This window comes from Sagittula sp. MA-2, assembly GCF_030126985.1.
Taxonomy (GTDB): Bacteria; Pseudomonadota; Alphaproteobacteria; order Rhodobacterales; family Rhodobacteraceae; genus Sagittula.
In genome coordinates this window covers 4,235,739-4,257,941 of sequence record NZ_CP126145.1, presented here as the reverse complement: position 1 = coordinate 4,257,941, position 22,203 = coordinate 4,235,739, and the positions used below count along the sequence as shown (strand labels likewise).

24 protein-coding genes, 1 tRNA gene and 1 pseudogene are annotated in these 22,203 nt (G+C 65.1%); 12 read left to right on the top strand and 14 right to left on the bottom strand.

Going from position 1 to position 22,203, the window contains the following annotated elements:
- Positions 1 to 5: 5 nt before the first annotated feature.
- Positions 6 to 82 (top strand) — tRNA-Pro (locus tag QNI11_RS20800).
- A gap of 146 nt (positions 83 to 228) precedes the next feature.
- Here QNI11_RS20800 and bla read toward each other — a convergent pair.
- A complete protein-coding gene (bla, locus tag QNI11_RS20795) occupies positions 229 to 1,110 on the bottom strand; it encodes a class A beta-lactamase (RefSeq protein WP_283981598.1) in 882 nt (293 codons plus the stop codon).
- A gap of 191 nt (positions 1,111 to 1,301) precedes the next feature.
- Between bla and QNI11_RS20790 the strand changes: the two are divergent.
- Both QNI11_RS20790 and QNI11_RS20785 read left to right on the top strand, forming a co-directional pair.
- Positions 1,302 to 1,388 (top strand): annotated as a pseudogene (locus tag QNI11_RS20790) (LysR family transcriptional regulator); the annotation flags it as partial.
- 109 nt (positions 1,389 to 1,497) lie between these two features.
- A complete protein-coding gene (locus tag QNI11_RS20785; RefSeq protein WP_283981597.1) occupies positions 1,498 to 2,040 on the top strand; it encodes a LysR substrate-binding domain-containing protein in 543 nt (180 codons plus the stop codon).
- Positions 2,041 to 2,242: 202 nt separating this feature from the next.
- On the opposite strand, the gene QNI11_RS20780 is transcribed toward QNI11_RS20785, so the two are convergent.
- From QNI11_RS20780 to QNI11_RS20750, 7 genes are all read right to left on the bottom strand, one after another.
- Entirely contained in the window at positions 2,243 to 2,437 is a 195-nt protein-coding gene (locus QNI11_RS20780; protein ID WP_100928581.1) for a CsbD family protein, read from the bottom strand.
- A gap of 44 nt (positions 2,438 to 2,481) precedes the next feature.
- Positions 2,482 to 2,724, bottom strand: coding sequence for a hypothetical protein (locus QNI11_RS20775; protein ID WP_100928580.1), 243 nt, complete (start codon positions 2,722 to 2,724; stop codon positions 2,482 to 2,484).
- Between the two features lie 147 nt (positions 2,725 to 2,871).
- Positions 2,872 to 3,843, bottom strand: coding sequence for a YihY/virulence factor BrkB family protein (locus QNI11_RS20770; RefSeq protein WP_283981596.1), 972 nt, complete (start codon positions 3,841 to 3,843; stop codon positions 2,872 to 2,874).
- 76 nt (positions 3,844 to 3,919) lie between these two features.
- On the bottom strand, positions 3,920 to 5,407 hold the full coding sequence (locus QNI11_RS20765; protein ID WP_283981595.1) for a phospholipase D family protein: 1,488 nt from the start codon (positions 5,405 to 5,407) through the stop codon (positions 3,920 to 3,922).
- Complete coding sequence (locus QNI11_RS20760; RefSeq protein ID WP_283981594.1) at positions 5,397 to 7,109, bottom strand: sensor histidine kinase; 1,713 nt, start codon at positions 7,107 to 7,109, stop codon at positions 5,397 to 5,399. Before QNI11_RS20760 ends, QNI11_RS20765 begins: the two co-directional genes overlap by 11 nt.
- Positions 7,110 to 7,137: 28 nt before the next feature.
- Positions 7,138 to 7,692, bottom strand: a complete 555-nt coding sequence (locus tag QNI11_RS20755) for an RNA polymerase sigma factor (protein WP_100928576.1) — start codon at positions 7,690 to 7,692, stop codon at positions 7,138 to 7,140.
- Entirely contained in the window at positions 7,679 to 7,861 is a 183-nt protein-coding gene (locus QNI11_RS20750) for a NepR family anti-sigma factor (RefSeq protein ID WP_100928575.1), read from the bottom strand. The genes QNI11_RS20755 and QNI11_RS20750 overlap by 14 nt, the downstream gene beginning before the upstream one ends.
- A 103-nt stretch (positions 7,862 to 7,964) precedes the next feature.
- Between QNI11_RS20750 and QNI11_RS20745 the strand changes: the two genes are divergently transcribed.
- On the top strand, positions 7,965 to 8,774 hold the full coding sequence (locus tag QNI11_RS20745) for a response regulator (RefSeq protein ID WP_100930907.1): 810 nt from the start codon (positions 7,965 to 7,967) through the stop codon (positions 8,772 to 8,774).
- A 54-nt stretch (positions 8,775 to 8,828) separates the two neighbouring features.
- Here the strand turns inward: QNI11_RS20745 and QNI11_RS20740 are convergent, their stop codons facing one another.
- Together QNI11_RS20740 and QNI11_RS20735 are read right to left on the bottom strand one after the other, a co-directional pair.
- Positions 8,829 to 9,989, bottom strand: coding sequence for a GAF domain-containing protein (locus tag QNI11_RS20740; protein ID WP_283981593.1), 1,161 nt, complete (start codon positions 9,987 to 9,989; stop codon positions 8,829 to 8,831).
- Positions 9,990 to 10,219: 230 nt separating this feature from the next.
- A complete protein-coding gene (locus tag QNI11_RS20735; protein WP_005858327.1) occupies positions 10,220 to 10,390 on the bottom strand; it encodes a DUF1328 domain-containing protein in 171 nt (56 codons plus the stop codon).
- A 124-nt stretch (positions 10,391 to 10,514) separates the two neighbouring features.
- Here QNI11_RS20735 and QNI11_RS20730 point away from each other — a divergent pair, with 124 nt between their 5' ends.
- The 8 genes from QNI11_RS20730 to QNI11_RS20695 all read left to right on the top strand — a co-directional run bounded on the left by QNI11_RS20730 (position 10,515) and on the right by QNI11_RS20695 (position 18,996).
- A complete protein-coding gene (locus tag QNI11_RS20730; RefSeq protein ID WP_100928573.1) occupies positions 10,515 to 10,883 on the top strand; it encodes a YqjD family protein in 369 nt (122 codons plus the stop codon).
- 281 nt (positions 10,884 to 11,164) lie between these two features.
- A complete protein-coding gene (locus QNI11_RS20725; RefSeq protein WP_283981592.1) occupies positions 11,165 to 11,575 on the top strand; it encodes a phage holin family protein in 411 nt (136 codons plus the stop codon).
- Positions 11,559 to 12,230 (top strand): hypothetical protein, encoded by a 672-nt coding sequence (locus QNI11_RS20720; protein WP_283981591.1) that lies wholly within the window; start codon positions 11,559 to 11,561, stop codon positions 12,228 to 12,230. Before QNI11_RS20725 ends, QNI11_RS20720 begins: the two co-directional genes overlap by 17 nt.
- 2 nt (positions 12,231 to 12,232) lie before the next feature.
- Entirely contained in the window at positions 12,233 to 13,255 is a 1,023-nt protein-coding gene (locus QNI11_RS20715) for an AI-2E family transporter (RefSeq protein ID WP_283981590.1), read from the top strand.
- A gap of 86 nt (positions 13,256 to 13,341) precedes the next feature.
- The gene (locus QNI11_RS20710) at positions 13,342 to 14,310 is read left to right on the top strand and encodes an amidoligase family protein (RefSeq protein WP_100928569.1); all 969 of its coding nucleotides are present in this window, start codon (positions 13,342 to 13,344) and stop codon (positions 14,308 to 14,310) included.
- Positions 14,307 to 15,020 (top strand): gamma-glutamyl-gamma-aminobutyrate hydrolase family protein, encoded by a 714-nt coding sequence (locus QNI11_RS20705; RefSeq protein WP_283981589.1) that lies wholly within the window; start codon positions 14,307 to 14,309, stop codon positions 15,018 to 15,020. The genes QNI11_RS20710 and QNI11_RS20705 overlap by 4 nt, the downstream gene beginning before the upstream one ends.
- Positions 15,021 to 15,241: 221 nt before the next feature.
- The gene (rlmN, locus tag QNI11_RS20700) at positions 15,242 to 16,426 is read left to right on the top strand and encodes a 23S rRNA (adenine(2503)-C(2))-methyltransferase RlmN (RefSeq protein ID WP_283981588.1); all 1,185 of its coding nucleotides are present in this window, start codon (positions 15,242 to 15,244) and stop codon (positions 16,424 to 16,426) included.
- A gap of 89 nt (positions 16,427 to 16,515) precedes the next feature.
- Complete coding sequence (locus QNI11_RS20695) at positions 16,516 to 18,996, top strand: heavy metal translocating P-type ATPase (protein ID WP_283981587.1); 2,481 nt, start codon at positions 16,516 to 16,518, stop codon at positions 18,994 to 18,996.
- 2 nt (positions 18,997 to 18,998) lie between these two features.
- Here QNI11_RS20695 and QNI11_RS20690 read toward each other — a convergent pair whose 3' ends face one another.
- The 4 genes from QNI11_RS20690 to QNI11_RS20675 all read right to left on the bottom strand — a co-directional run bounded on the left by QNI11_RS20690 (position 18,999) and on the right by QNI11_RS20675 (position 22,203).
- Positions 18,999 to 19,694 (bottom strand): GntR family transcriptional regulator, encoded by a 696-nt coding sequence (locus QNI11_RS20690; RefSeq protein ID WP_283981586.1) that lies wholly within the window; start codon positions 19,692 to 19,694, stop codon positions 18,999 to 19,001.
- Positions 19,695 to 19,769: 75 nt separating this feature from the next.
- Entirely contained in the window at positions 19,770 to 20,234 is a 465-nt protein-coding gene (locus QNI11_RS20685) for a copper chaperone PCu(A)C (protein ID WP_283981585.1), read from the bottom strand.
- Positions 20,231 to 21,544 carry an ABC transporter permease gene (locus tag QNI11_RS20680; RefSeq protein ID WP_283981584.1) on the bottom strand — a complete coding sequence of 438 codons (1,314 nt, stop codon included), beginning with the start codon at positions 21,542 to 21,544 and terminating at the stop codon, positions 20,231 to 20,233. The genes QNI11_RS20685 and QNI11_RS20680 overlap by 4 nt, the downstream gene beginning before the upstream one ends.
- Complete coding sequence (locus QNI11_RS20675; protein ID WP_283981583.1) at positions 21,541 to 22,203, bottom strand: ABC transporter ATP-binding protein; 663 nt, start codon at positions 22,201 to 22,203, stop codon at positions 21,541 to 21,543. Before QNI11_RS20675 ends, QNI11_RS20680 begins: the two co-directional genes overlap by 4 nt.

The window sequence follows — 22,203 nt, the reverse complement described above, 5'->3', positions numbered from 1 at the left end:
ACGGTCGGAGCGTAGCTCAGCCTGGTAGAGCACTGTCTTCGGGAGGCAGGGGCCGGAGGTTCGAATCCTCTCGCTCCGACCAATACTTCAGGAAATACCGCGACACTTGGTTCGCATAGATTGCTTGCAGTTGGCACCGGCACCGCTTTGACAGCGGCGCCGATGCCGAAGCGCTTTCATGTCCTCAATACATGCGGATTGAGATTGCCCCGGCCGGGGCAGTTGCCCTCAGTCCGCCATGACGGCCATCACGGCACTCCCGATTTCCTGCAGGGCGGCGTTGCGCGTGTCGAAATCCACATCCGTGTCCGAAACGAAGATCGTGACGATCCATGGCGATGCGTCGTCCGGGATGACCACGGCGATGATGTTGCGCGTGTGGGTTCCGGCGCCGGACTTGTCGAAGATCTGCCAGCTTTCCGGCGCGTCCCTGCGGAGCAGGGCGCCGGTCACGCCGCCGTAGCTCATCCAGTCCGCCAGCTGATCGCGCGATTCCGCCGTCAGCACATCCCCGAGGAGGAGCCGGCTCAGAGTCGCGCTCATGGCCGCCGGTGTCGTCGTGTCGCGCGGATCGCCGGGCGCAAAGGCGTTGAGCCCGGGCTCCAGCCGATCCAGGCGGCTGACCTCATCGCCACTGTCCCGGAAGGCCTGCGTCACGGCCTCCGGTCCACCCAGACGGTCGATCAGCAGGTTCGCGGCGGTGTTGTCGCTGATGTCGATAGTGGCCAGGCAAAGCTCGGCGAGGGTCATCTTCTGGCCGACCTTCTGTTCGCTGACCGGCGCGTAGGAGACGATATCCTCTGCCGTCACGGGCAGCGCTTCTGCCAGGGACAGGTCCCCGGCGTCGCGCCGGGCAAGCACGGCGCCGCACAGCGGGACCTTCACGGTGCTGTTCATCAGGAAGCGTTCGTCCTCGCGATGGGCCCACGTCAGACCTGATCCGGTGTCGACCAGCGACAGGCCGACGCGCGCGCCCAAGCGTTCTTCGACCTGGGCGACAGTGTCCGACAGGGTTTCGAGAGGTGTTTGGGCAAGGGGGGCGGAGGCCAGAGACAGGCCGAGGGTAAGCCCTGCCGCGACGCGCGACAGGACGATGGCGGTGAACCGCATGATGGTGTCCTTTTCTGGGTAATGCGCCGTAGGGGGCGCCCGGGGTGACATCAATTGATGTCATGGCATAGGTATATTTCGTCTTGCCGGCACCCCTCAAACGATAAATATTATGGCCTGCCATTAGCTGAGGTATTGCCGTGGATCGCCCAGACCTGCCGCTCAACGCCCTGCGCGTGTTCGAGGTCGCGATGCGTCAAGGCAGCTTTACAAAGGCCGCGATCGAGCTGCGCGTCACGCAGGCCGCGGTGAGTCACCAGATCGCGCGGCTCGAGAATCTGCTGGGCGCGACGCTGTTCCTGCGTACATCGCAGGGGCTGGTGCCGACCGACGAGGGCTGCCTGCTGTTCCCGGTGCTCGAACACGACCTTCGCGCTTGGCTGGCTGATGCCGCGGCTGGAGCAGTTCCGGCGCGCGTACCCCGAGATCGACCTGCGGATTTCGACCAACAACAACCGGGTGGAGATCCTGCGCGAAGGGCTCGACATGGCGATCCGCTTTGGCAATGGCGGCTGGACGGGTCACGATGCGATCCCGCTGATGGATGCGCCGCTGACGCCGCTTTGCGCGCCGTCTCTGGTCTCACGCCTGCTGCATCCGACCGACCTCGGGCAGGTGACGCTCTTGCGCAGTTACCGCAGCGCGGAGTGGCCCGGATGGTTCGAGGCGGCGGGCACGCCCTGTCCGCCGGTCACCGGGCCGGTTTTCGACAGCTCCGTGGCGCTGGCCGAGCTTGCCGCGTCGGGGGCCGGGGCCGCGCTGCTGCCGGTGACGATGTTCGAAAGTCACATCGCGCAGGGCCGTCTGGCGCAGCCGTTCGGGGTGACCGTTTCGGCAGGGCGCTATTTCCTGGCGTGGCCGTCCGACCGGCGCGTGTCACCTGCCATGCGCGTCTTTTCGAACTGGCTGTCGGGAAAGGGGGCGTCGTAGATGGCCGGACCAGGGGTGAGAAGCGGAGACACGTTCATGTGGAACGCCGCATGACCTGAAACATACACCTTGTCTCCGGCTGTTGATGCCCCTTGCGGGCGTGGAAACCGCAAAGGAAAAGCCGCCGGACGTTTTTGCGTCCGGCGGCTTTGTAGGATGCCGTGCCCGAGGTAATTAAGCCCGGCACCCGATTCCGGGGCTATCAGCTTGCGAGCATCTCGTCGACGATGCGACGGGCGTCGTCCTTCGACTTGCCGTACTTCTGCTGAAGCTGGCCTTCGAGCTGTTCGCGGTCGCCGCGTGCCTGTTCTAGTTCGTCGTCGGTGATCTCGCCGTACTTCTCGCGGATCATGCCCTTGATTTCAGTCCATTTGCCTTCGATACGATCGCGATCCATGTTCGCCTCCTGATCGTTGAAATTCTTCGGTGAAGACGCCAGAGTTAGTCGTTCTCGGCGACTTCGTCTTCCGGCGGGTTCACTTCCACCTTGGGAACGGTGACCGTGACTTCTTCTTCGGTCACGTCGACGTCGCCGACTTCGGCGTCGAATTCGGGCATCTGACCACCTTCCACGGAAACTTCAGGCAGCTTTGCTTCCTGGGTCTGGTCGACGTCGATCATGTAGATGCCGAAGGCGATTGCGATGACAGCAACGACTGCGGCAAGAATTGCTCCGGTACGCATGATTTTTCTCCTTAGATATCAGAAAGATGCTTCTTTCTATGTTCTGAGGGGAGAACTCGGCTGCGACCTGAAAGGTTCCCGCAAAGTCGATGCGTCGGAGTTTTTTCGCCACGTCACGATCCGAAGGCCACGGGCAATGCGACACAGTCAGCGCATGTTGGGGATGCGTTGGGGTTCGCCTCGTGCGGGACCGATGGTATCCGCCTTGACCGCGCCGCGCTGGCCCATGGGCCGGTCGGGCCCGACGGTGGTGTCGTGACGGGTCTGCGCCTCCAGCTCCGCGTCGACCGCGGCGCCCAGCAGCACGATGTAGGCGGACAGCCAGAGCCAGGTCAGCAGCACGATGACACCGCCGAGCGCGCCGAAGGTCTCGTTGTAGGCACCGAACGAGGCGACGTAGCGGCTGAACCCGATGCTGCCGATCACCCAAAGCGCGCAGGCCAGAAGGGCGCCCGGTGTCAGCCAGCGCCAGCGTGCGTAGCGGCGTGACGGGCCGACACGGAACACGAAGGCGATCCCGAAGGCGCCCACGATGAACAGCACGGGCCAGCGCAGGTAGAGGATGACGTCCGTGACCCAGGTCCGGTCCGATATGAAGGCGGCGGCGGCGGGCATGGCCGCGACGATGCCGATGGCGACCACCAGCCAGACGATCAGCCCGAGCGTGAGCGCGACGTTCAGGGCCCGCAGCTTGAAGAACCCGCGCCGTTCCTTTTCGCCATAGATGACGTTCAGGCCGATGATGAAGTTCTGCGTCGCCCGCGAAGCGGAGAAGAGCGCAAGGCCGATGGAAAAGAGGACGGCCCAACCAAGGCTGCTGCTGCTGGCGGTGACGACCTCGCGCAACTGGCCGAGCATGATTTCCTCGGCGGCCGAGGGCACGACATCCGCAAGGGCGTCGGAGGTATCGACCATGAAGCTGGGGTCGGTGAACAGCCCGGCGAGGGCAACCGCCGCGGTGATGCCCGGGAAAAGCGACAGGAGTGCGTAGAAGGCGATGCCCGCAGCCAGAAGACCGAGGTTGTCGTCGTTCTGTACCCGCCAGACGCGGACGCCTACATCAAGAAGACCCCTGAGGGGAATCTGACTCGGTCGGCGTGCCGATCGGCCTCGGTTCATGTGGCTCTCCGCGCGTTGGATTTTCCTGCAACCCATTTAAGGATAGGGCAAAAGAACCCGAACGCGAGTCGAACAGTCACACTATGTTCTCGGTGACACCCGGAAGCTGCCATTCGAGCTCTTTTTCGTTGTCCGCGTCGTAGGGGACAAGGAACCCGGTGCGATGTTCGGGCATGCGGACAGCGTTGCGGGCAATTTCGGCCCGCCACCAGTCCTGCAGGGTCTCGGGGGCACGCGCCTCGTCCGGCAGGTCGCACCACCACCAGTGGTCGATCAGCTTGCGGCGCAGCATGGCGACACGGTCCGGCAGCGTGGTTTCAACCGCGACTTCGGTGTCCCAGCGCATGGACCGGCCGTTGAGGTTGGCGGAGCCGACGATGCCGTAATCGTCGTCGCGTACGAGAACCTTGTTGTGCACATGGATCAGCGGCGACCCGGCGAGCGTGTCGCGCTCTTCCCGATCGGCCATGACCGGGCGCACGGGAACGGCGAAGGTGATGCGCTTGCCGAAGGCTTCGACCAGTTCCTTGACCGCCTGCCGCTGCAGGGCCATGCCAAACCGCGCATCGAGCCCGTCGTGATCGTCGAAGGCGACCTCCTCCGGCAATCCGGGCAGGACAACGACAGAGGTCAGGTCCTTGTTCTGCACGGCAGCGGCGGCGAGCGCATCGGATATGACGCCCGAACGCAGGAACTGCGTTTCGAGATAGACGAGGTGCCGGGCGTTGCGGAAGGCGGCAAGATGCGCCTCCTCGATCTCCGACAGCACGGTGCGCGGCGACAGGAAGGGCATCTGGAACCGGCGGGGCGCCGACATGGTGCGTTTCAGCAGCGGCAGGTGAGAGGGCTCGGCCTTGCCGGCGCAGACGTCCTCGAACTCCATCAGGTGTTGCCGGGCCTGGGCCGCTTCGGGACCGCGCAGCACCAGTTGCACGTCCGACCAGGTCTGCGAGGCGTCCTGATCGTGTTCGAGTGAATCGTAGCGCCGTTCGTTCAGGTCGAGGCCGCCGACATAGAGCACCTCGCCGTCGATCACCGCCAGCTTCTGGTGGTGCGAAACGGTGTGCATCTCGGGCAGGCTGCCCTTGTCGAGGCCCACGGCCTGACGCCGGCGGCGTATGCCCCGGATCTGTTTCAGTGCCCGCAGGCGGTGGGGCAGAACGGCAGGCAGGAAGGCCAGCCAAGGGATCAGCCCCGGCTGGGCGGGATGCAGCGCCGCGCGAACGGTCACCCGTCCCATCGGCGCATCCGCGATTTCCTCCAGCGCCTTGCCCTGGCGGACCGTGCGCCATGCCAGTTCGTGCAGGGGCGTTGCCATGTCTGCGTCGAAGTCGCTGATGACCAGCCGCAGCGACACGCCCCTGCGCACGGCGTGTGCCAGAAGGTCGAACCAGTCGTCGCCGATCTCGCGCGCCTCCGGGCTGCGCAGCTTGGTGCACATGTCGAAGATCCTGAAGCCCGCGACGATGTCCGTCTTGGCCGCAAGAACAGCGCGTTCGAAAACGGGCCACGCCTCGTCCGCCGTGACGAGGACGTTGAAGTCCGGCGTGGATTCAGGCTGCATCGCCGGCTCGTTTTTGCGGAGTGAAGTCGCGCCGGATGAAGGTGATGTGCATCCCGAAATGACCCGGCTTCTGGATCTTGTCGAGTTCGCCGTTTAACTGGCGGATGAAGGCCGTCATCAGACGGTTGCCGAGACCGTCGTTCTGTTCCTCGGCGATGACGTCCGGGTCGGTGTCTTCGGGGACGGAGTTTTCGATCTTCAGGCGGACCTTGCCGTCCGTTTCGGTGAGGGAGATCAGGATCTCCTTGTTCCCGTCGGTGCTGGTGCCGACGTACTTGTACGCGTTGGTCAGCGCCTCGGTCACCAGCATGGACAGCGGCACCGCCTGGTCGGGGAACAGCGGGAAGTTCTCGATCTCGACGCGCAGGTCGATCTGGCCGTCCTGCGACAGGGACGAGACGTCCTCCACGACCGTGCGGATCAGGTCGCCGGAGTCGACGGTGGTCATGTCGGGGGTGGTGTAAAGCGTGCGGTGCAGCATCGCGAGCCCGCGGACACGCCGCTGCAGCCCGGCCAGCATGTGCCGTGCCTCTGCAGAGCGCGCGCTGCGCGACTGCATGTTCATGATCGAGGCGATGAGCTGAAGATTGTTCTTCACCCTGTGGTGCACCTCTTTCAACAGGACTTCCTTGTCCCGTAGATCGCGTTCCTGCCGCAGTTCGGCTTCCGAGATAATCAATGCCATGCGGTTAAACGCACGTTGGGCCTCTTCGAGTTCCTCCGGAGGGTTCGCCAATTCCAAATAACTGTCGCGCCGCTCGCCGAGTGCGAACTTGCGCATGGCCGAACGGAGCTGCCGGATGTGGCGGACGACCATGCGCTGAAGGCCGTAGAACGCAACGATGATGCCGGTCACCCACATCAGGGCGGGGAAGATGATTGCGGTCAGCGCACGCGGCCCATTGCCGGTGGCCTCTGCCACCGAAACGGGCCAGCTTCCCACCAGGACGAGCGTGTCGTCGATCATCGGCGCCACGGCAAAGAACCGTTCTTCGCCGCTGCCGGAAGGGGCGCGGAAGGCAAGGCCGACCCGGTCGTGAAGACCGCTCAGGGGGATGTCGCGGGGCAGGAACCCGGGCGCTGCATCGACACCGCTGGTCGAGGAAATGACGTCGCCGTCGAGGTTGATCGAGGCGAGTTTCAGTTCCTGGTTGGGCAGGGTGTTCTCCATCAGCGCGTTGGCGACGGAGTGCGGGATGGAAATGGTCAGCCAGCCGAGTTCAATCTCGCCTTCCATGACCGGATGCGAGGCAAGGACGACCGATTGCTTCGTGACGGCGCCGGAGCGGCGCATCCGCACGGCCGGACCGCTGAGACCTTCTAGTGTCGAGGTGCCGGAAAAATCGCGCACCTCGCCGCTGGAGCTGCAGTCCATGAGGCCCGACTTCTGAACGTAGGCGGCAAAGATATAGAGCGGTTGGGAGTCGATGAAGTCGGCGAGGATGCGCTGGCATTCCCGGGAATCGACAAGCGGCACCGCAGAGGCAAGGCCCTGCGCTGCACCCAGCGCCTGCTGGATCAGTTCGCGTTCTCCGGTGGCTGCGGCCACGGTCTCGGACAGGAGAGCGGCGCGGGTCAGTGCCTGCGCTTCTTCCACCACGACATGCGTTTGATATACAGAGATGAGCCCCAGCGGCAGCATGGCCAGGGACATCAGAAACGCTATGCGCGCGCCGAGGCTCCTCGACCATGCCTTGAACATGCCCAAAAGCAGCTCCTTGCGTTGCTTTTCAAACCGCGTGGGGTTGCGACGAAACGATCCCCGTCGTGACGCTGTCTGTCAGCTCCAGATTTTCTTCGTCACCAAGCCCCATGAGCTCGGCCAGTCTTGCACGCGCCCTGTTGACCCGGCTCTTGACCGTGCCGACAGCGACGCCACAGGTCTCGGCAGCCTCCTCGTAGGAAAAACCTTCCGCGCCGACAAGGACAAGAGCTTCTCTTTGTTCGTCGGACAGAAGGGCGAAGGCAGTATTGAAGTCGCGCATCTGCAGGCGACCGTCGTGATCCGGCTTCTGGGCCAGATTTGCGGCGAACACGCCATCAGGGTCGCTGACCTCGCGGCGCGCCTTGCGATGGTGGGAATAGTACGTGTTCCGCAAAATGGTGAAGAGCCAGGCACGCAGGTTTGTGCCGCGCTCGAATGTCTCGATCTTGCTCCACGCCTTTACGAGTGAGTCCTGCACCATGTCATCGGCAAGAGCCGAGTTTCCGGTAAGACTCATCGCGAAGGCGCGCATAGCTCCGAGATGCTCGACAAGCTCGTCGCGGGGGTCACGACTGGGCATTGTCACCTCTTTTTCCAGCGGGCGTGTCGGAAGACTCCGCCGCACGGAGCTTCGCAAGGAGGTCGGTGAACCGATCGGGCACCTCTTCCTTGGTCATATCTCCGTATGCCCGCTTCAGGTTTTCATCAATTTCTCGCTGCACTCTTGAAGTTTTCCGTTCCTGATTCATGTCGGCGTGCGTACACAGTTTTTTTGTCGATGGCAGGAACGTAACCCGGTTTGCGGCGTTTGGTTCCCAGGATGACGAAAAAAAATGGATGGAATATCGGACGATGACCACTTCGCAACCTTCGGACCTGACGAGTGTGATCGGCAGCAACCTTCCCTACCTGCGCCGCTACGCCCGGGCGCTGACCGGTTCTCAGGAACAGGGGGACAATTACGCGGCTGCCACTCTTGAGGCGATCCTGAGCGACTTCGATGGCTTTGACCGTTCGATCTCGCCGAAGGTGGCGCTGTTCAAGGTGTTCCAGACGATCTGGAACAGCACAGGCGGCGCGCTGTCCGACGGAGATTCCGGCCTTGCGGCGAAGGCGCAGAAGCACCTCTCGCGGCTGACCCGCGACACGCGCGAGGCCCTGCTGCTGCACACCATCGAGGAAATGGACTTCGTCGAGGTCGGTGAGGTTCTCAACACCTCGCCGGAAGAAGCCAAGGAACTGGTCGACATCGCCTACACCGAGATGGCGAAGTCGGTTTCCGGCAAGATCATGATCATCGAGGACGAGGCGATCATCGCCATGGACCTCGAAAGCATCGTGGGCGACATGGGCCACCAGGTCACCGGCATCGCCAAGACCGAGACCGAAGCCCTCAAGCTGTTCGGCGAAGAGCAGCCGGACCTGATCCTGTCGGATATCCAGCTGGCCGACCTGTCCAGCGGCATCGACGCGGTCAACAAGATCCTTGGCGAGAACGCCTCGATCCCGGTGATCTTCATCACCGCATTCCCGGAGCGTCTGCTGACCGGCGAAAGCCCGGAGCCCGCGTTCCTGATCGCGAAACCCTACACGGAAGAACAGGTCCGCTCGGCGGTGAGCCAGGCGATGTTCTTCTCGTCGACGGAAACGCTGCGGGTCTGAAACGGCCTGCCGGACAGGCACGGTCATGGGCCGTGCCTGTCGCGCACACATCCTTCAGAATTCCAATCGTTCGAGCGGCAGGGTCATCCTGTGCGTGAACTTGTCGTCGGCCACCTCGGTCGTGAGCGTGCCGTTCAACTGCCCTTCGATCGAGATTTTCAGCAATTGTGACCCGAACCCGCCGCCGCCAAGCGCGGCCTCGGTCCAGACGTGGCCGGTTTCCAGCCAGTCCAGCACCAGGTTCTTGTCGTCCGCAAGCCAGCGCAGATCCAGACGCCCGTCGTCCACCGACAGCGCGCCGTACTTCGCGGCATTGGTCGCAAGCTCATGCACCGCGAGCGTGACATAGGCGACGGCCTTCGGGCCAATGGTGGTCGCATCGCCGGTAAGGGTGATCCGCGCCTCGGAGGTATGGGGCGCAAGGACCTTTGACAGCAGCTCTCCGAGTTTCGCGCGCTCCCCGTCGCCGGTTTTCGTGGCCTCGACCACGGGCACGATCATGTCATGCGCCACGCTCAGGGCGTCGACGCGGGCGATGATGCTGTCGGCCAGTTCGCGCGGCGTGTCCCAGCGCCGCCGTTCCAGCCGCACCATGCTCGACACCAGAGAGAACAGGTTCTTGATGCGGTGGCTCATTTCCTGCAGCAGGATCTCGCGTTCATGCGCGCCCTGACGAAGCGTGAGTTCCGCCTCTAGCATCGCGACCAGGTCTTCGAGAGCGGCGAGGTCCTCGGCGGTCCATTCGCGCGGCACGGTGTCGATGACGCAGAACGATCCCAGAACCTCGCCCGAGGGCGCATGCACCGGCACCCCGAGGTAGGCGACCACGCCCAGATCCTCCACCGCCGCGTTATGGGAGAGAATGGGATCCTCGCGGCTGTCGCGGACCACCAGCGGTTGGTCGGAGGTCACGACGTACTGGCAGAACGAATGGGTCAGGGGTGTGCCGCGCTCTTCGGCGAAAGGGCCGCTGAGGCCGCATTGCGCCTTGAAGAACTGGCGTTCGCTGTCGACGTAGGACACGAGGCTGACCGGGGCCTTCAGGATGCGGCTGGCCAGGCGCACGCAGCGCTCGTGCGCCTCGTCGGTATCCGGGGACATGACATCGGTCATCGCCAGCGCATCCAGCCGCCGCGAATCGGAGAGCCGGTCAGAGTGGGTCGACGCGTTCGTCGAGACGGCACTGGAAACGTCGGAATTTACTTTGGTGTCCATTCGGTGGCGCGACCTTCGGGCAGAAAATACATCGGACCCCTCTAACAAATTTCCGACCATGCACAAATCGGTTTGGAGCGGTATGAGGGGTGCAAAGGGATACAGGCGGAGGTTTGCTTGCGCTTCAGGCTGCGCAATTGCTGGAAAACGATATATGATGCGCGCGACAAAAGAAACCAGCCCGGGACGTGCCCGGGCTGGTTGTTGTCATTAATAAATTCAATGCTCTGTTACGGCGTGCGGCCGCGAAGCGCCCGGGCGACCATTGCCACCACGAACAGGATCAGGAAGATGACGAAAAGGACCTGTGCGATCCCGGCGGACGCCGATGCGATGCCACCGAAACCAAAGACGCCGGCGATGATCGCAACAACAAAAAAGAGCAGAGCCCAGTACAGCATTTTGATACTCCTTTGATGTGCTTGGTTCTGCCTATCAAACCCCTGTCAACCGGGAAGGTTCCGCAAATAGAGTCAGGAACCTTCCATCGTTCTGCACGTTTGTACGGCGAAAGGAGCTTCAACCATGGCTAATACAGCACCGCATACTGTTTCGTCCGATCTCCCGAACGGCTCGGCCAAGGAGAAGGAATTCGACAAGGCCCAGCAGCACGCAAAGGACGCAGCGCGTCACGCACGTGCTTCTGTCGAGGAAGCCTATGCAGAGGCACGCGACACCGCGTCCGACGCATATGATCGCGCCCGCGCCGAGGGTCGCCACGCCTACGAGACCGCGCAGGAGCGTGGCCGTCAGGCTGTTGCCGAGGGCCGCCTCGCACTTGCCGAGCGCCACGGTCAGATCGAAGCCTACGTCCGCAGCAACCCCACCACCGCCCTTCTTGGTGCGGCCGGTGTCGGCCTTGTGCTGGGCATGATCCTCAAGTCGCGTCGCTGACGCAACTTGCGCAGCGGGCACGCGAAACGTGCCCGCCGCAACCTTATCTGCCATATCAATAAGAGAATTTCAGGGGACACGATGTCATCACGGCCAAAACAGCTTCGTCCGCGGGCAGCGCCCGGCAGATCTGCCGGTGCAACGCATTTGCCCGGACGCAGGTATGAACCCGGTCTCTCGGACATCCGCACCCGCGTTTCCAATCATCCGGCATTGAATGCCGCGCAGGGTGCCTGCCAGATCACGCCCCAGGCCTCGACACGAATGACCGGAGCTGTTCAATGAGCGAACGGGAAACCGGAATTGGCCAGATCCCGTCCTACATTTCTGCGGCGCTGCATGAAATACGCGCCCTGATCCATGTGGAAGCGCAACTTGCGAAGGCGGAAATCAGTCACAACTTCAGCAAAATGGGATCAGGGATCGGCTTCCTCGTGGTGGCCGCGATCCTTGCCCTTGTCGCATTCATGACCCTTGCGGCGGCGGCGACCATCGCGCTCTACGAGGCGGGCGTTCCGATGCTGTGGTCCGTGCTGGCCGTGGGCCTCGTGCTGCTGATCCTCGCCGTCATCGTCGGGCTTGTCGGCAAGCGGCGGGTCAACCCCGGCTCCATCGTGCCGACGCGCACACTCAACAACATCCGCGCCGATCTCGACGCGGCAGGGGAGTTCCGCAATGCGCCGACGGATTGAAGAGCTGGAACGGGAGGCCGCGCAGCACCGCGCCAACCTCGCCGACGCGATGAACGGTCTTCGTGAATCCGCCAAACTGCCGAGCCTGACCGGCCCCGACGGCATCCTGACGTCTGACGAGGGCGCAGGTGCCGCGGCCGGTGCGCTGGAGACGGCGAAGCGTCATCCCTGGGCCGCCGCGCTGATCGGGGCGGGGCTGGCCTATACGCTGATGCCCAGCGGCAAGGACAAGGGCAAGGATGAGGACGATATCCCGGGCGGTGTCAGCGCCGAGTATCTGCGCCTGTCGCTGTACGACGGGCTCGACCACCTCGACCCGCAGGCGCGCCGCCGCGTCGTCGCCAAGCGGCTGGACGCCATCGCCCTTCAGGAAGAGATCGAGGCGTCCCGCCCAAAGCCGAGCACGGCCCGCAAACTGGCAGGGTTCCCGAAGCATCATCCGCTGGTCTCTGCCGTGGCGGTTGCCGGCCTCAGCGCCGCGCTAAGCTATTTCATGTCCGGTCAGGAGCACGAGGGCGAAGAAGACCCCGAGGCGCCCGAAGACATGCCTGCACGTGTGGACGAGCCCAATGTGGCCGAAGCCGTAGCACCGGACGAAAACCGGTTCCCCCGGGACCCGGCCCCCCATCATCCCTCACCTCCGGAGCGCATTTGAACATGGAAACCACCTGGTCCTACACGCAGACCAAGGTGGTCGTCACCGCTCTGGCGATCATGGCAACTGTGGCACTCATCGCCGGTCTCAGGCTGGCGAGCGACTTCGCCGCGCCTGTGGCCCTTGGACTGGTGGTGGGCGTCGTGCTTGCCCCGGTCGTCAACCGGCTCAGCCGTTTCGGCGTGCCGCGCTCGCTCAGCGCGGCGCTGGCGCTGGTCATCGCGGTCGTGCTTCTTGTCCTGCTGATCTCGGCGCTCGGTCCCGTCCTGTCGGGGCTGGCCGAGCAGATGCCGAAGATCCAGCGCGAGATCCGCGAATGGATGGACGAGGCGATCCGCCTTGTGCGCGGCGTCGACAGCATCGGCCGCGAGATCGAGGAAACCCTGTCCGAAGGCGGCGAGGAAGCGGTCAAGCAGGCCATGCCCAGCCTGGTGGATGCGCTGTGGATGGCGCCCAACTTTGCCGCGCAGTCACTGATCTTCCTCGGCACTCTCTTCTTCTTCGTGCTGACCGGAGAGGACATTTACAATGTCTTTCCCCGGCAGGCGGGCAAGCTGAAGCAGGCCGACAAGGCCGTGTCGCACTATTTCATCACGGTGACGGCGATCAACGCCGGGCTCGGGCTGGCGGTGTTCGGTGCGATGATGCTGATCGGACTTCCGAACGCGATGCTCTGGGGCGGCGCGGCGTTCCTGCTGAACTTCGTGCTCTACCTCGGACCGATCGTGCTGCTGGCCTCGCTGCTGGTCGCGGGTGTCATGAACTATTCCGGCGCCTCGATCCTGCTGCCGCCGCTGGCCTACTTGGGCCTGAACATGATCGAAGCGCAGTTTGTCACGCCGTCCCTGGTCGGCCAGCAACTCCGGCTCAACCCGCTTGTCGTGTTCCTGTCGATCCTCTTCGGGCTGTGGCTCTGGGGTCCGATCGGCGGCATCGTATCGCTGCCGTTGCTGGTTTGGACTGTCACGCTGATGGGCAAGATGTCCTTCACGTCGGCGGAGTCGAAGATGTTCAGAAGCGCCTGACAAGCAATCTTCGGGGAACCATGTTCAAGGGGCGCGCGTTGCCCTTCTGAAAACACGCTTATCCAGCGAAAAAACTCCGAGGGACGATGACCGACAGCTACGCCAGCCTGCCGCACCGCACGACACGTGACGGTGACGAACGCAAGACGGGCGTCGAAGTCGAGTTCTCCGGCCTGGGCGAAGTGCAGACCGGCGAAATCGTCGCTGAATTCCTTGGCGGCACTGCGACCGCACCGCACTCCCACGAACTGACCGTCGAAGGCACCGAGCTGGGCGACATCCGGGTCGAACTGGACATTTCGCTGCGCAAGAAGGACATCCCTCTGCTGGAGCGGGGCCTGAACATGGCGAAGGCCGTGGTCCCCGTCGAGATCATCACCGAACCGCTGACCCGCAAGGAAGTCATCCGCCTCGGCGCGCTTCTGGACGAGCTGCGCCATCGCGGCGCGAGGGGGTCCCGGGCGGGCGTGCTGCTGGGTTTCGGCGTGCACCTTAACCCGGAGATCGTGGGCGCGGACGATCCGCAGACCTTGAACACCATCACCGCCTTCGGGCTGCTGGAACCGTGGCTGCGCCGGGCGGAAGACCTGGACATGACGCGCCGGCTGATGCCGTTCATCGAGACATGGCCGCATGCCTTCGTCACGCAACTGGTGAAGGACCAGCCATCGACCCTGAGGGACCTGATGTCCGTCGCGGCGCGGCATATCTCGTCGCGCAACCACGGGCTCGACCTGATGCCGCTTTTCGCGCATCACGACCGGGCACTGTTCGACCGCATCTTCCCTGCGCAAAGCAAGCTGTCGGCGCGTCCGACGTTCCACTTCCGCCTGCCGGATTGCCGGATCGACGAAGAGGGCTGGTCGCTGGCGCGGCCGTGGAACCTCTGGGCGCGGGTGGAGCATGTCGCCAATGACGCGCACATGCTGGATACCCTTCGGACGGCGTGGCTCGAGCACAACCATTACCTTCCGGGTGCCGAAGGCCGCTGGGCCGAACGCGTCTCGAAACTGTTCCAGAGCAACGACGTATCAGAGCCGGAGGCGGTGCAATGAGCCGCCCCCTGATCGGTGTGACCACGTCTTCGCGTTCGGGATGGCGGATCTATCCGCTGGTGAACCTCAACCTTTGGCTTGCGGGTGCGCGCGGCGTGCGCTGGGGCGCGGGTCGGCCTTCGGACCTGGCCGCGGTGGATGGCGTCATCATCGGTGGCGGCGACGACATCGCGCCGGAACTCTACGGCGGGAAGATCGGCGTATCGGCCCGGCTGGACCGCGAACGCGACCGCTTTGAAGCCGCCATTGCCGCGCAGGCCATGCAGGACAACATCCCCGTCCTCGGCATCTGCCGCGGGGCGCAGATGCTGAACGTCGCGCTTGGCGGCACGCTGGATCAAAACGCGTGGGAGACCTTCAGCGACTCCCCGATGATCAAGACGATCCTGCCCAAGCGGGAGGTCTGCGTCGTGGCCGAGACCCAGCTCGCCCGCTACGTCGGTGAACAGCCGATGAAGGTGAACGCCCTGCACACGCAGGCCGTCGACAAGCTGGGGGAGGGGCTGCGCGTCAGTGCCCGCGACACCGCCGGCATGGTGCAGGCCATCGAACGGGAGAGCGATCCCTTTGCGCTGGGTGTTCAGTGGCACCCCGAGCACCTGTTTTACGCACACAGACAACGCGCGATCTTCCGCGCACTCGTTTCCGCCGCCCGGGCTTATTCCGAGCGGCGCAGCCAGACCCACGCCGTCCTGAACGAAGCCGCCTGACATTGGCGTGATGGGGTCAAGAAGGGCCGGGACAGGACGCCCGGCCCTTTCCTTTTTCCGGCAAAGACCTGAGGGTCAGGTGCCGCCGGCGGTTGTAATCCGCGAAGCGCACCACAGGTCTGCATGGATCGGGGCGGGGCCGGACGCAGTTGCGCCAAAGGCCATGGAAATTCCGCCCGAATCCTGTATACAGGCCGCTTGTTATCCGAAGGACGCCTCTAATGTCTGACGCACCCATCACTCAGGATCTCGTGACGATCCCGCGCAAGCTGCCGGAAGGCGGCAAGATCAACCTGGTCGGCCTGACCCGGGCCGTGCTGCGTGATGCGCTTCTGGCCATGGGCACGCCCGAGAAACAGGCCAAGATGCGGGTCAACCAGGTCTGGCAGTGGGTGTACTTCTGGGGCGTCCGCGACTTCGAGTCGATGACCAACCTTGCGAAGGACTACCGCGCGAAACTGGCCGCCACTTTCGAGATTTCCCTGCCGGAGATCGTGTCGAAGCAGGTCTCGGCCGACGGCACGCGCAAGTACCTTGTCCGCATCGCGGGAGGCCACGAGGTCGAGACGGTCTACATCCCCGAGGAAGATCGCGGTACGCTCTGCGTTTCCTCTCAGGTGGGTTGCACCCTGACTTGTTCGTTCTGCCACACCGGCACGCAAAAGCTGGTCCGCAACCTGACCGCCGGGGAAATCGTCGGTCAGATCATGCTGGTGCGCGACGACCTTGGCGAGTGGCCCGAGCCGGGCACCGGCACGGGCGATCAGGGGCCGCGCCTTCTGTCCAACATCGTGCTGATGGGCATGGGCGAGCCGCTCTACAACTTCGACAACGTGCGCGACGCGATGAAGATCGCGATGGACCACGAAGGCCTGTCCATGTCGCGCCGCCGGATCACGCTGTCGACCTCCGGCGTGGTGCCGGAGATCGCGAAGTGCGCCGAAGAGATCGGCTGCCTGATGGCGGTGTCCTTCCACGCCACGACCGACGAGGTCCGCGACAAGCTGGTACCGATCAACAAGCGCTGGAACATCGCGACGCTGCTGGACGCGCTGCGGGAATATCCGAGGCTGTCGAATTCCGAACGGATCACGTTCGAATACGTGATGCTGAAAGACGTGAACGACAGCGACGAGGACGCGCGGCGGCTGGTCAAGCTGATCGCGGGCATCCCGGCCAAGATCAACCTGATCCCGTTCAACGAATGGCCCGGCTCCCCCTACGAGCGGTCGGACTGGTCGCGGATCGAACGTTTCGCCGACATCGTGCACAAGGCCGGCTATGCCTCGCCCATCCGCACGCCGCGCGGAGAGGACATCATGGCCGCCTGCGGGCAGCTCAAGTCCACCACCGAACGCGCCCGGAAATCCCGCAAGGAGATCGAGGCAGAGGTCCGTTCGGGCTGAAATCGGGCGTGATCGGGGGAAGGTGACGAGAGGGTATTGACCCTCCCCTTACTGGAACCCTTATGTGACCGGTCAGGAGGGCGAGACCCATGACCGATTTGCGATTCGAAGTCACGAAACTCAACTGCGGCGGCTGCGCCGGGCGCGCCGAGCGTGCGCTTGCGGGGGCGGAAGGCGTCGACACCGCCTCCGTCAACCTTGCGAACAAGACGGCGCAAGTCAGCGGCAGCGCCGGGGCCGCCACATTGCAGGCGGCGCTGAAGGCCGCGGGTTATCCGGCTGCCGAGAGCCACACGCGCCTTGCCATCGAGGGCATGTCCTGCGCTTCCTGCGCCGCGCGCGTCGAAAAGGCGCTGGCCGGTCAGCCGGGCGTGCTGCGTGCCTCCGTGAACCTTGCCACCGAAACCGCCGAGGTCGTGAGCCTGTCCGGGTCCACCGATGCGCCCTCGCTGGCAAAAGTCGTGACGGAGGCCGGCTATCCGGCAAAGCCCCTGCAGGATGCGGAAGCGACCGAAGACCGCCAGCAGGTCGAGCAGGCGCGGTTGAAGCGCGATCTGATCCTCGCCGCTCTGCTCACCCTGCCGGTGTTCATTGGCGAGATGGGGGGACACCTGTTCCCGCCGTTCCATCATTGGCTGACCATGACGCTGGGCCAGACGACGTGGTGGACGATCCAGTTCCTGCTGACCACCGCTGTCCTGATCGGGCCGGGACGAAGGTTCTATCGCATCGGCCTGCCGCTTTTGATGAAGGGCGCGCCGGACATGAACACGCTTGTCGCGCTCGGGACGCTGGCGGCCTGGGTCTATTCGACGGTCGCGCTTCTGGCGCCGGGGCTGCTGCCGGAGACCGCGCGCGCCGTCTATTTCGAGGCCGCCGCCGTCATCGTCACGCTGATCCTGCTGGGCCGGTTCCTCGAGGCGCGCGCCAAGGGCCGGACCGGCGCTGCCATCCGCCATCTCGTCGGCCTGCGGCCCGCGACGGCCATGGTCGACCGCGACGGCACGATGACCGAGACCGCAATCGAAGAGATCCAGAAGGGCGACACGCTGCTTGTCCGCCCCGGCGAACGCATTGCCGTGGACGGGCTTGTCCTGACGGGGCAGTCCTTCGTCGATGAGTCCATGCTGACCGGCGAACCCGCCCCGGTGGAAAAGGCCGAAGGTTCGGCTGTGACCGGCGGTACGGTGAACGGCAACGGCACGCTGCGCTACCGGGCAGAGGCCGTCGGCAAGGATACCGTGCTGTCCCGCATCGTCGCGCTGGTCGAAGAGGCGCAGGGCGCCAAGCTGCCCATCCAGGCGCTGGCGGACAAGGTCGTGCTGTGGTTCGTGCCCGCGGTGCTGGTGCTGGCCGCGCTGACGACGCTGACTTGGCTGGTGTTCGGTCCGGGCCTGACCTTCGCGCTGGTCGCGGGCGTGTCCGTCCTCATCATCGCCTGCCCCTGCGCCATGGGGCTGGCGACGCCCGTCTCGATCATGGTTGGCACCGGCCGCGCGGCCGAACTGGGTGTGCTCTTCCGCAAGGGGGACGCGCTGCAGCGGCTCGACACGGTGAAACTGGTGGCTTTCGACAAGACCGGCACGCTGACCGAAGGCCGTCCCGAGTTGAGCCACACCACGGCTGCGCCCGGCTTTGATGCCGATGAGGTGCTGCGTCTCGCCGCCTCGGCAGAGCAGGGGTCCGAGCATCCCATCGCACAGGCCCTGATGCGCGCCTCCCCCGATGCGCCGCAACCGGAAGACGTGACCGCGCTGCCGGGGCAGGGGCTCGAGGCGGTGGTGGATGGCCGCGCGATCCTCGTCGGTGCCCCGCGCCTGATGGCGGCGCGCGGGATCGACACGACCGCGGTCGCCGGTGCGCTCGACCGGACGGCGCAGGCGGCAGAGACGCCGGTGCTTGTCGCGGTCAACGGGCAGATCGCCGCCGTCTTCGCCGTGGCCGACCGGCTGAAACCCGACGCCCGCGCCGCCGTTGCCGCGCTGAAGGCGGAAGGGCTGGAGGTCGCGCTGATCTCTGGCGATGCCCGTCCTGTGGCAGAGGCCATCGCGCGCGCCCTGGGCATCGCTCATGTCACCGCGGAGGTCCTGCCGGAAGGCAAGCTGGACGCGCTGCGCGACCTGCAACAGCGGTTCGGCGAGGTGGCCTTTGTCGGCGACGGCATCAACGACGCCCCGGCGCTCGCCGCGGCAGAGGTCGGTCTGGCCATCGGCACCGGCACGGATGTCGCCATCGAAAGCGCCGATGTGGTCATGGCCTCGGGCCGGGTGTCCGGCGTCGTCACCGCGCACCACGTCAGCCGCCGTGTCATGCGCAACATCCGCCAGAACCTGTTCTGGGCCTTCGGGTACAACGTCGTGCTGATCCCGGTCGCTGCCGGTGTGTTCTATCCGCTGACCGGGCTGATGCTGTCGCCGATGCTGGCTGCGGGGGCAATGGCGCTGTCGTCGGTGTTCGTCCTGACGAACGCCCTGCGGTTGCGCGGGTTGGGGACGGGTATTTCGGCTATGGACCGGACCAGCGCGGCCAGCCAGCCGGACATGCCAACGGCGGTGAGCGCGGCAGAGTAACGTCAGGCCGTCGTCGCGGCCGCCTCTACCGAGATCGGCAGGGCCTCGGGGGTCATCAGCTTCTCGATCCGTTCCCGGAACAGTTCCCAGTTCTGGAGCGTGGTCGAGACGGCGGCCTCCGGGTCCTGCGCCGCGATGGCGTCGGTCAGGGTGGCGTGGTGCTGCGACACCTTCCTGAGCTGCTTCTTCTCCTTCTTCTTGACCGGCTGGAAGAAGCCCTGCGTCAGGCGCGTGTGGTCGATCAGAAGGCGCCGCAGCGCCGGCATCAGGTAGGGGTTCGACGCCATGCAGGCGACCTGCGTGTGAAAACTGTGGTTGAACAGGGCGGCCGCGGCGGCGTCGCCTTCTTCCGTCGCTGCGGCAAAGCCCGCCTGTGCGTCGCGCAGCGTCGGTAGCGCGGCTTCCTCCCGGTGCTCGGCGGCTTGGCGGGCCATCGTCGCCAGCAACAGCGGCCCGGTCTGGAGAAGACAGCGCAGCGCGGCAAGGTCCATGGCGGCGACACGGGCGCCCCGATTGTGTTCGAGCCGCAGGTAGCCCTCTCCGCCAAGCACCTGGAAGACCTCGCGCAGCGGCGTCCGTGACAGCCCGTAGGCGGTGGCCACCTGGGTTTCGTCCAGTTCGGCACCGGGCGCGAGCTCAAGCTTCAGGATCCGCATCCGGAGATCCTCAAGACACGCGGTCTTTCTGCTGCCGGTCATCGCTGTCCTCCCCGGATGTGTACGACTGGTGTACGCGAGCGGTCCGTCGTCCGTCAAATGCGGCAGCGGCCGGGCTCAGTGGCTGTGACCGGCGTGGCTGTGCTGGCGGGCGTCGGCGGCCTCCACGGCGACCTCGACCGCCAGCTCTCCGGCTGAGGTCTCGAGGATGATCTCCAGATGATCGCCCTCTTCCAGCGGGGCGGGGAGTCCGTCGAAGGAAATCGCGATCACGTCCGGTTCAAGCGCCAGCTCTGTACCGGGGGCGACCGGGATCGGGGGCAGTGGGTCCGCCACCATGGCACCGTCCGCCATGCGGAAGCCCACAAGCTGACCGTTCACGCCATCCTCGGTCCGGGCCGAGATGATCTCGACCGGCGCGTCGCCCTCGTTGTGGAGTTCCATGTAAAGCAGCGCGTGATCGTGGGTCGTCGCGTTTGTCCACGGGTGCAGGACCTCAAGCCCGCCAACCTCGAAGAGGTGGGTTTCCTCTGCGGCAAGCGGCGTGGTCAGAAGCGCGGTGGCTAGAAGAAGGTGTTTCATGCGCGTAGGGACTCCACGATTGGGCGGGCAAGAACGATGACCGCGGGGATGAGCGACAAAACGGACGTGGCCGACAGGAAGGCCAGTGCCAGGGTGATCTCGGGCCAGCCGATACCGGCGGTCACGAGGATGTCGGTGCGCGCCGTCACTACCTGCGACAGGACCGATGCGGCGCCAAGGCCGAAGACAAGGCCCAGGACCGTGCCTGCCATCAGCAGTGCGACGCCATAGCCCCAGACAACGGCCATGACGAAGCGGCGGGGCGCGCCGAGCGCGCGCAGCATCGCCAGTTGCCGCTGGAACAGGCGCGACAGGATGAACAGCCCCAACAGGACCGATGCCGCGACAAGCACCTGCGTCACCACGGACATGACCGACATGGCCTGCCGGACGTCGCCCATGACGCGATAGAGGTTGGAGAGCACGGTGCCGGGGAAGAAGGCCATCATCTCGCCCTTGCGGGTGAATTCGGAGCGCAGGGCATAGTTGGCCCACAGTTCCTTGGCGCGGACGATCACCGCCGGTGTGCCGGGAAAGAGCGCCGGATCGAAGGGCGGGCCGATGCGGTCCCCCTCGTCGAAGGCGTGGCCGTTGGCAAGGCCGTGCACCTCCCAGACGGTTTCGACCGGGATCAGCACGGCACGGTCCCATGGGGAACCCGTCCGGGGCAGAAGGCCGACCACCTCGATCTTGAACCCTTCATGCGCCTCGTCGTCGGCAGAGGCGCCGTGCCCGTGTTGCGGGGTGAAGCTGTCGCCGACTTTCAGCCCGGCGGCGGCACCCACCACGGCCTCTCCGCTTTTCCGGAAAAGCCGGCCCTCGATCCGGTCGTCCGACAGGTAGGTGACGAAGTCCGCGATGGTCCCGACAACCGGCGCGCCGTTATAGCTGTCGCCAAAGGCGATGGGGGCGGCGATCTTCACCTGCGGGTGATTGGCGATCAGGTCGTAGGCGGCGCCGTCCAGAAGCGGCACGTCGCTGGCCTGCAGGTAGACGGCGGCCATCATCATTGTCAGCTCGGACCCGGGCGCGCTGACCACCATGTCGAACTTCGACGCCGCCCGCGCTGTGCCGACCCGCAGCCCGCGTTCCTGCGCGATCAGGCCGATGCCCATGCCGACGGAGGTGGCGATCAGCAGGACGAACAGCAGGTTCGCCCAACGGAACCGCCAGAGCAGCGCGCGGATCAGCGGGAAGGGGCGGAAGCCGCGCAGCAGCAGCACGCCGATCAGCAGCAGCGGCAGGAGCAGCGCGATGGCGATCGTAATGTCCTGCGCCAGTACCGGCAGGCTGTCCCATAGGTCTCTCATCCGGTCACCTGCCCGTCTTCGATGGTCACGACGCGGTCCATCGCGTCCAGCAGGTGCAGGTCGTGACTGACCACCACCAGCGTCTTCCCGCCGTCACGGCACAGGCTGACGAGGTCGGCCACCAGCCGGTCCGCCGCGGTGCGGTCGAGCGCGGCGGTCGGCTCGTCCGCAAGGATGACCTGCGGATCGGAGGCCAGCGCCCGAGCGACCGCAACCCGCTGCCGTTCCCCGCCCGAGAAGCTCTCTACCGTGCGCGCGCCAGAGGGGACGGCCAGCCGGGACAGACGGTCCCTTGCGCGGCTCAGGATGCCCGGGCGGCTGGCGGCGGGCGCGAATTGCGCGGTCAGGGCGGCGTTGGCCTCTGCCGACAGCTCCTCGAACAGCAGGAAGTCCTGAAAGATCATGCCCATCTGCGCGGCGCGGAACGCCGTCCGGCGCTCCGGCGACAGGCTGGCGATGTCGGTTTCGCCCCACTGCACGCGGCCCTTCGCATCAAGCAGACCGCTCAACGCGTTCAGGAATGTCGACTTGCCGGCGCCCGATGGCCCGCGCACGCCCAGAAGGCCGCCCGCGGGCAGGTCAAGCGCGGGGAGCGTCAGCAGAAGCCGCCCCCGGCGAGAGGCGACAGTCAGGTCACGGACGTGCAGGGCGAGACCCAT

What these genes read in the sequence shown, in the direction of transcription:
- QNI11_RS20730 (WP_100928573.1), top strand. Translation starts at nt 10,515, where the DNA reads ATGGCTAATACAGCACCGCATACTGTTTCGTCCGATCTCCCGAACGGC.
- QNI11_RS20740 (WP_283981593.1), bottom strand. Translation starts at nt 9,989, where the DNA reads ATGGACACCAAAGTAAATTCCGACGTTTCCAGTGCCGTCTCGACGAAC.
- QNI11_RS20720 (WP_283981591.1), top strand. Translation starts at nt 11,559, where the DNA reads ATGCGCCGACGGATTGAAGAGCTGGAACGGGAGGCCGCGCAGCACCGC.
- QNI11_RS20690 (WP_283981586.1), bottom strand. Translation starts at nt 19,694, where the DNA reads ATGACCGGCAGCAGAAAGACCGCGTGTCTTGAGGATCTCCGGATGCGG.
- bla (WP_283981598.1), bottom strand. Translation starts at nt 1,110, where the DNA reads ATGCGGTTCACCGCCATCGTCCTGTCGCGCGTCGCGGCAGGGCTTACC.
- QNI11_RS20745 (WP_100930907.1), top strand. Translation starts at nt 7,965, where the DNA reads ATGACCACTTCGCAACCTTCGGACCTGACGAGTGTGATCGGCAGCAAC.
- QNI11_RS20755 (WP_100928576.1), bottom strand. Translation starts at nt 7,692, where the DNA reads ATGCCCAGTCGTGACCCCCGCGACGAGCTTGTCGAGCATCTCGGAGCT.
- QNI11_RS20750 (WP_100928575.1), bottom strand. Translation starts at nt 7,861, where the DNA reads ATGAATCAGGAACGGAAAACTTCAAGAGTGCAGCGAGAAATTGATGAA.
- QNI11_RS20775 (WP_100928580.1), bottom strand. Translation starts at nt 2,724, where the DNA reads ATGCGTACCGGAGCAATTCTTGCCGCAGTCGTTGCTGTCATCGCAATC.
- QNI11_RS20685 (WP_283981585.1), bottom strand. Translation starts at nt 20,234, where the DNA reads ATGAAACACCTTCTTCTAGCCACCGCGCTTCTGACCACGCCGCTTGCC.
- QNI11_RS20675 (WP_283981583.1), bottom strand. Translation starts at nt 22,203, where the DNA reads ATGGGTCTCGCCCTGCACGTCCGTGACCTGACTGTCGCCTCTCGCCGG.
- QNI11_RS20695 (WP_283981587.1), top strand. Translation starts at nt 16,516, where the DNA reads ATGACCGATTTGCGATTCGAAGTCACGAAACTCAACTGCGGCGGCTGC.
- QNI11_RS20725 (WP_283981592.1), top strand. Translation starts at nt 11,165, where the DNA reads ATGAGCGAACGGGAAACCGGAATTGGCCAGATCCCGTCCTACATTTCT.
- QNI11_RS20760 (WP_283981594.1), bottom strand. Translation starts at nt 7,109, where the DNA reads ATGTTCAAGGCATGGTCGAGGAGCCTCGGCGCGCGCATAGCGTTTCTG.
- QNI11_RS20770 (WP_283981596.1), bottom strand. Translation starts at nt 3,843, where the DNA reads ATGAACCGAGGCCGATCGGCACGCCGACCGAGTCAGATTCCCCTCAGG.
- QNI11_RS20710 (WP_100928569.1), top strand. Translation starts at nt 13,342, where the DNA reads ATGACCGACAGCTACGCCAGCCTGCCGCACCGCACGACACGTGACGGT.
- rlmN (WP_283981588.1), top strand. Translation starts at nt 15,242, where the DNA reads ATGTCTGACGCACCCATCACTCAGGATCTCGTGACGATCCCGCGCAAG.
- QNI11_RS20765 (WP_283981595.1), bottom strand. Translation starts at nt 5,407, where the DNA reads ATGCAGCCTGAATCCACGCCGGACTTCAACGTCCTCGTCACGGCGGAC.
- QNI11_RS20680 (WP_283981584.1), bottom strand. Translation starts at nt 21,544, where the DNA reads ATGAGAGACCTATGGGACAGCCTGCCGGTACTGGCGCAGGACATTACG.
- QNI11_RS20705 (WP_283981589.1), top strand. Translation starts at nt 14,307, where the DNA reads ATGAGCCGCCCCCTGATCGGTGTGACCACGTCTTCGCGTTCGGGATGG.
- QNI11_RS20715 (WP_283981590.1), top strand. Translation starts at nt 12,233, where the DNA reads ATGGAAACCACCTGGTCCTACACGCAGACCAAGGTGGTCGTCACCGCT.
- QNI11_RS20780 (WP_100928581.1), bottom strand. Translation starts at nt 2,437, where the DNA reads ATGGATCGCGATCGTATCGAAGGCAAATGGACTGAAATCAAGGGCATG.
- QNI11_RS20785 (WP_283981597.1), top strand. Translation starts at nt 1,498, where the DNA reads ATGCCGCGGCTGGAGCAGTTCCGGCGCGCGTACCCCGAGATCGACCTG.
- QNI11_RS20735 (WP_005858327.1), bottom strand. Translation starts at nt 10,390, where the DNA reads ATGCTGTACTGGGCTCTGCTCTTTTTTGTTGTTGCGATCATCGCCGGC.